Origin of the sequence: Dietzia timorensis, assembly GCF_020742175.1 — a bacterium.
Classification (GTDB): Bacteria; Actinomycetota; Actinomycetes; order Mycobacteriales; family Mycobacteriaceae; genus Dietzia; species Dietzia timorensis_A.
Genome location: NZ_DYXM01000148.1, coordinates 1 through 6305 on the forward strand (window position 1 = coordinate 1; position 6305 = coordinate 6305).

7 protein-coding genes are annotated in these 6305 nt (G+C 67.4%); 3 read left to right on the forward strand and 4 right to left on the reverse strand.

The genetic code is table 11. The annotated features are described in order from the left end of the window. From K8V11_RS08180 to mca, 4 genes are all read right to left on the reverse strand, one after another. A partial coding sequence (locus tag K8V11_RS08180; RefSeq protein ID WP_303912577.1) for an undecaprenyl diphosphate synthase family protein occupies positions 1-429 on the reverse strand: 429 nt, incomplete at its 3' end. Between the two features lie 93 nt (positions 430-522). Next, positions 523-1653, reverse strand: coding sequence for a 3-deoxy-7-phosphoheptulonate synthase (locus K8V11_RS08185; protein WP_303912580.1), 1131 nt, complete (start codon positions 1651-1653; stop codon positions 523-525). 352 nt (positions 1654-2005) lie between these two features. Beyond that, positions 2006-2422, reverse strand: a complete 417-nt coding sequence (locus K8V11_RS14665) for a hypothetical protein (RefSeq protein ID WP_369693054.1) — start codon at positions 2420-2422, stop codon at positions 2006-2008. Beyond that, complete coding sequence (gene mca / locus K8V11_RS08195; protein WP_303912583.1) at positions 2422-3327, reverse strand: mycothiol conjugate amidase Mca; 906 nt, start codon at positions 3325-3327, stop codon at positions 2422-2424. Before mca ends, K8V11_RS14665 begins: the two co-directional genes overlap by 1 nt. A 146-nt stretch (positions 3328-3473) precedes the next feature. Here mca and K8V11_RS08200 point away from each other — a divergent pair, with 146 nt between their 5' ends. From K8V11_RS08200 to K8V11_RS08210, 3 genes are all read left to right on the forward strand, one after another. Further along, positions 3474-3950: a DUF4307 domain-containing protein gene (locus tag K8V11_RS08200; protein ID WP_303912585.1), complete on the forward strand. Its 477-nt coding sequence runs from the start codon at positions 3474-3476 to the stop codon at positions 3948-3950. Positions 3951-4115: 165 nt separating this feature from the next. After that, positions 4116-4607, forward strand: a complete 492-nt coding sequence (gene greA, locus K8V11_RS08205) for a transcription elongation factor GreA (RefSeq protein WP_303912588.1) — start codon at positions 4116-4118, stop codon at positions 4605-4607. Between the two features lie 165 nt (positions 4608-4772). Next, on the forward strand, positions 4773-6305 hold a 1533-nt coding region (locus tag K8V11_RS08210), incomplete at its 3' end, for an acyltransferase family protein (protein ID WP_303912591.1).

A 6305-nucleotide genomic window follows, 5' to 3' on the forward strand; every position in this document is an offset into this window, starting at 1 on the left:
GGTGCCGGTGTTGTCCTTCGATGCGTCCTGCGCCGCCTGAAGCCGCGCCGCGAGCGGCTCGGGCAGCAGCCACGTGTGCCCGACGACGCCGACGCGCCAGTTCGAATTCGACCGCGAGATCTCCTCGACCACGTCGCCGATGATGTCGAGCAGCAAATCGAGCTCGGAGGCGTCTCTCTCGAGGTTCTCCACCGACAACAGGTAGATCGTGGCGATTTCGATGCCCAGATCGTCACACCACTGCAATAGCTCGGCAACCTTGACAGCGCCGGCGCGGTGCCCGTGGGAGACGTCCGTGAACCCGGCCTCCTTCGCCCAGCGGCGGTTGCCGTCGCACATCACTGCGACGTGCCGCGGCATGCGCTCCGGGTCGAGACTCGCGCGCAGCCGATTCTCGTAGAGGGAGTAAACGGGAGAGGGCAATTTCACGTGTTCCACACTACCGCGCACGCCTCGCCCCCTCGTTTCGTCGGGCGACGCGTGCGCGGTTCGCAAGGCGTGGCCGCGCGATTTCTCGCGCGCCTACTCGGCCGGTACCGACACGAGCGCCCGGCGGCGGGCGACGGCGTCGTGCAGCTCGCGCAGCCGCTCGGCGGTGGTGTCCCAGTCGATGCACTTGTCGGTCACCGACTGGCCGTAGGTGAGCGGTTCGGCGTCGGTGGACTGTGCGCCGCCGGCGAGGAAACTCTCGACCATGACCCCGTTGACGCCGGTCTCCCCCGCAGCGATGCGCTCGGCGAGTTCGCCGAGGAGCTCGGCCTGGCGCACGTGGTCCTTGCCGGAGTTCGCGTGCGAGGCGTCGACCATCACGCCCGGGTTCATCCCCGCCGCGGCGATCTCCTCGAATGCCGCCGATACCGACGCCGCATCGGCGTTCGGCCCGGCGGTGCCGCCGCGCAGGATCACGTGGCAGTCGCCGTTGCCCGTGGTCTCCACGACCGCGGTCTCGCCGTCTCCGTTGAGCCCGAAGAAGTGATGCCCGGAGGCCGCGGAGCGGCAGCCGTCAAGGGCCACCCCGACGCGGCCGTCGGTGGCGTTCTTGAACCCGATGGGCATGGACACACCGCTGGCGAGCTGGCGGTGGACCTGGCTCTCGGTCGTCCGCGCGCCGATCGCGCCCCACGACACGGCGTCGGCAATGTACTGGGGGCTATTGGGCTCGAGGAATTCGCAGCCGACCGGCAGCCCGAGCGCGAGCACGTCGGTGAGCAGCTTGCGCGCCACGCGCAGCCCGCGCGCGATGTCGTAGGTGCCGTCCATATCGGGGTCGTTGATCAAGCCTTTCCATCCGACTGTGGTGCGCGGCTTCTCGAAGTACACGCGCATCACGATGTGGAGCTGATCGGACAGCTCCTCCTTGAGCGCGGCCAGCCGGCGGGCGTAATCGAGCGCGGCCTCGGGGTCGTGTACGGAGCACGGGCCGACGACCACGAGCAGCCGGTCGTCGCGCCCGGCGAGAATATCGGCGGCGCCGCGACGCCCGTCCTCGACGACCTCGACGGCCATATCGGAGAGCGGGTATTCCGAGCGCACCTGGCGCGGCGAGGGCAACGGGTGGAACTTGACCACACGGCGGTCGTCGGTGGGCCCGTCTGCGCGTGCGGCGGGAGCTTCGCTGCCGGTCTGGGTGCCGGGATGTTCTTGTGAGCTCATCGGTGCGTCTTCCTCTTCGGGGTCATCTTGCGTGGCTGTAAGAGCCTGCGCCCCGGGGACAAAGCCGAAAAGCAAAAGCCCGGGGCAACAAAAAAGCGACGACCTGTGGACAGGCCATCGCTTCCGGCTCCGGGCGTTTCGCGCTAGGAAGTGCAACTAGCGGCGGCTCCACCCGGAGCCCCGCTAAACCAATACCTACGCGCGTTCAACACGCCACGAACGTAGCACAGCTTCTGCTCGGCGCACCAGTCCGCGCTCCCGCCCACTGGCGGGATTCGTCCCACATTTCGGGATTCGCTTCGCTCCCGCGCAGGTAGGAACGTCCGCGTATGACGGCGGAGGAACCTGCGAATTACCGGTCGCCAGGCTGCTGGGTATCTCCGCCGTCATCGCCGGGGGTTATGGGGTTCGCGCCGGAGCCTTCGGCATCCTCGTTGTTCGAGGTGTCCACGTTGCCCTCGGCGCCCTCGGCGTCCCCGGTCTCCTCATCGCCTTCGGGATCGGCGACGACGCCGGAGCGGTCGGTGCCCTCGTCGACGAGCTGATCGGCCTCAGGATCCTCCGGGTCGAAGGAAGCGGGCAGGTTCTTGAGCCGGGAGTTCATGTTCCACACGAGCGCGATGGTGATGATGAGCAGCAACAACACGACCGGGATACCGATCGGCGACGCCTTACCGAACTCGGCGCCCTCCGGCGGCTCCGGCTCGGCCTGCGCGAGGATCGTCGCGCCCTGATACACCGCGAGCTGCGCGTCTACGAGGCCCGGCATCAGATGCTCCACTCCGGCTCATTACCTTCGACGCCGTCGAACAGGTCGTCCTCGAAGTTCGGCTCCCCGTATTCGGGCAGATTCAGGCGCGTGCGGGCGAGCTCGAATTCCTCGGTCGGCCACACGTTGCGCTGCACGTCGAGCGGGACGCGGAAGAACATGCCCGTCGGGTCGATCTGCGTGGCGTGCGCGAGCAGCGCATCGTCGCGCTGGCGGAAGTACTCGCCGCAGGGCACGCGGGTGGTGACCCGGTGCATGATGTCCTTCGTCCCGCGCTCCTCGGCGCGCTTGAACCAGTCCTCGAACGGGTGCTCGCCGGTGAGCTTGTAAGTCGCCTCGTCGAGCAGCTTGAATCGCGACAGCAGGAAGCCGTGCGTGTAGTACAGCTTCTGCACCGGCCACGCCTTGCCGAGCTCCGGGTGGTATTCGGGATCGGCCGCCGCGTCGTAGGCCGCCATCGAGACCTTGTGTACCTGGATGTGGTCGGGGTGCGGGTATCCGCCGTTCTCGTCATAGGTAATGACGACGTGCGGCCGGAATTCCCGGATGATCCGCACGAGCTTCTGCGCGGGCACATCGGGGTCGAGCGTCGCGAAGGAGCCCTCCGGCAAAGGCGGGAGCGGATCCCCCTCGGGAAGGCCGGAATCGACGTAACCCATCCACAGGTGCGACACGCCAAGCGCGGCGGCGGCCCGCGACATCTCCTCGTTGCGCACGGCAGAGATGTTGTCGCGTACCTCCGGGGTGTCCATCGCGGGGTTGAGGATGCTGCCGGCCTCGCCGCCGGTCGCCGTGACCACGAGCACGTCGTGCCCCTCGGCGACGTAGCGCGCCATGGTTGCCGCACCCTTCGACGATTCGTCGTCCGGGTGGGCGTGTACCGCCAGCAGGCGCAAGCCTGGCATGTGTGCTCCTTGAAACGTCATGCTGGGACCGCGGATGCGGCCCGTTCAATCGCTGCCCCTTATTCTAGGAAGGTAAACCGTGTCCGCGTCCACCCGGTGGGTATTTCGCAGCGCGGACGAGGCAAGGAATTGAGGCAGGATTCTCCATGGCCCAGCGTGATCAACCCGGCAAGGGCGGCGATTCCCCGCAGCGCCCCGAGGGTCGCTACGCGAAGTCTTCCGACAATGTCGGGCTCGTGCCCAGCCGCATCATGGCGGTCATCCTCGCAGTGTTGGCGGTGGCGCTGCTCGTCGCCGTCGGCGCCTACATCTACGAGCAGTTCACGGCCGAGAAGATCGAGGGCGAGGTCACCAATTCGCAGGTCATCGACGATCACACGGTCTCGGCGACCGCGTCCATCGACCGCTCCGAGCCAGGTCGCGAGGCTTACTGCATCTTCCGCAGCCGTGAATACTCCGGCGCCGAGGTCGGCCGGGCCGAGGTGTACCTACCGCCGGGCGAGCAGACGACCAATGCGTCGGTGGAGTTCTCCACCACCGACCGCGCCTACGTCTCCGAGCTCTACGGGTGCGCCTATGAGGTGCCGCCGTATCTCGACCGCGAGGCCGCTCCCGCGCAATAGCCGACCAGGTGCAGGTACGCGTGCCGTCGCACGGCGCGCTTACCTGCACCTGTGTTAAGATTCCTCTCGCTGCACGGACCTGCGCCAGTCGCCGGCCGTGCATTTCCATATACCGGCCGCCCTGCCGCCGGCATCTAGTCAACTCACCATTTGAGGGAGGCCACAATGACTGAAGGCCAGACCTGGCTCACTCAGGAGTCGTACGACAAGCTTTCGGCCGAGAAGGAAGCGCTCATCGCGAACCGTCCGGCCATCGCCGCCGAGATCAACGAGCGGCGCGAAGAGGGCGACCTCAAGGAGAATGGCGGCTACCACGCCGCGCGCGAGCAGCAGGGACAGGAAGAGGCGCGCATCCGCCAGCTCGACGAGTTGCTGTCCAACGCCACGATCGGCGAGGCACCGACCGAGTCCGGTGTGGCCCACGTCGGCTCCGTCGTACGCGTCTACTTCGATGGCGACGAGGACGACAAGGAAACGTTCCTCATCGCCACGCGCGAGGAGGGTTCGTCGAAGGCGGACCTCGAGACCTTCTCCCCCGATTCCCCGATCGGGCAGGCCGTGCTCGGCGCCAAGGCCGGCGACACGGTCGAGTATCCGGCACCCAACGGATCGATGATCAAGGTCACGATCGTCACCGCCGAGCCGTACAAGGCATAGCCGGCCCGCACCGGGCGGCACGGCTCGCCGGAAACGGCGCTTCGAAAAGACGGCACCCGCCGCGAGCGGGTGCCGTCTTTTTCGTTCCCATGCGTTATGGTTCTCGGGTAAAACAGCGAGGTAGGCGGCCGTTGGGGGCGCGCTGTGGTGGGGAGGTAAATCACCGTGACGCAGGGAATTTCGACGCATCGTCGGAATAATGCACTCGATGGGCTCCGCGCCATCGCCGTGGTGTCCGTGTTCGCCTTCCACCTCTTCCCCGCCTCGGTTCCCGGCGGGTTCCTCGGCGTCGACATCTTCTTCGTCCTGTCCGGGTTTCTCATCACGTCATTGCTGCTGCGGGAAAAGACCGTTGACGGCGAGGTGTCGCTGAAGAACTTCTGGCTACGCCGCGCCCGCCGCATCCTGCCCGCCGCGTTCTCGGTGATGGCGGTGAGCTGCGCCGCCGCGCTGTTGGTGAGCGCCGACCTGCGCGTCGGCCTGTGGCATCAGGTCCTCGGTATCCTCACCTTCACCACCAACTGGGTGCAGATCGTGACCGAGACCAGCTATTTCGAGTCGCAGATTCCGCAGCTGTTCCTGCACTACTGGTCTCTCGCGATCGAGGAACAGTTCTATGTGCTGTGGCCGCTCGCCCTGCTCGGCCTTCTGTGGCTGGTGCGGCGCATCCCGCTGCGCCGCACGGCTCTCGCGGTGATCATCTTCGCCATCGCGGTCGGATCGGCAGCGCTTATGTGGGCCGGGTTCACCGAGGGCACCGATTCCTCGCCGATCTACTTCGGCACGCACACCCACGCCTTCGGCCTCCTCATCGGCGCGACCCTCGCAGTGGTCACCAGCTCGCAGAACACCTCGAAGCTAGCCTCCCGCTGGACCGGGGACGCGTTCCCGTGGCGCACCGAATCGGCGTGGACGCTCGCATCCAGCATCGCCGGGGTCGTCATCGTTGCCGCGTTCTTCCTCATGAACGACAAGGACGCGCTCGCCTACCAGGGCGGAATCTTCGTCATCTGCCTCGCCACGGCAGTCCTCATCGCCGCGGCCGCGCTCGGCCGGGGCGCGCTCACCGCTCCCCTGTCGCACCCGGCGATGGTGTGGGTCGGGCGCCGCTCGTACTCGATGTACCTGTGGCACTGGCCGGTGTTCATCATCGCCGGCCAACTGTTCGACGACAGCCCCGAGCAGGCGCAGTCCGGCTTCGTCGCGGTGCTCACCATCGTGGTCGTCACGCTCCTGAGCCACCTGAGCTACGTGTGGATCGAGTTGCCGTTCCAGCGCTACGGCTACCGCGGGGTGGCCCGGCTCGTCCGACGTCAGGACACCACACCCAAACCGGTGACCGCGCGCGCGGCGGCCAAGGCAGCACCGCCCGCCAGGGGCCGTCTGCTTCCAGTCGGCACGACGGCGCTCACCGCGGCGATGCTCGTGCTCACCGGGATCGGCGCGTACTCGGTGACCACGGCGCCGCAGAAGACCTCGATCCAGGAGCAGCTCGAGGCCGCAGGCGGCCAGTCCGCCTCGGCCTCGGCGGCCAACGAGATGGAGCTGCCGCCGGAGCCGCAGCCTCTGCCCGCGGGCGGCGACATCTCGGTGATCGGCGATTCGGTGGCGCTCGGCGCGACGGAGGCCTTCACCCGAGCATTCCCGGGAATGGATCCCGCGCAGGTCAACGCCGAGGTATCCCGCAGCCTCATCGCG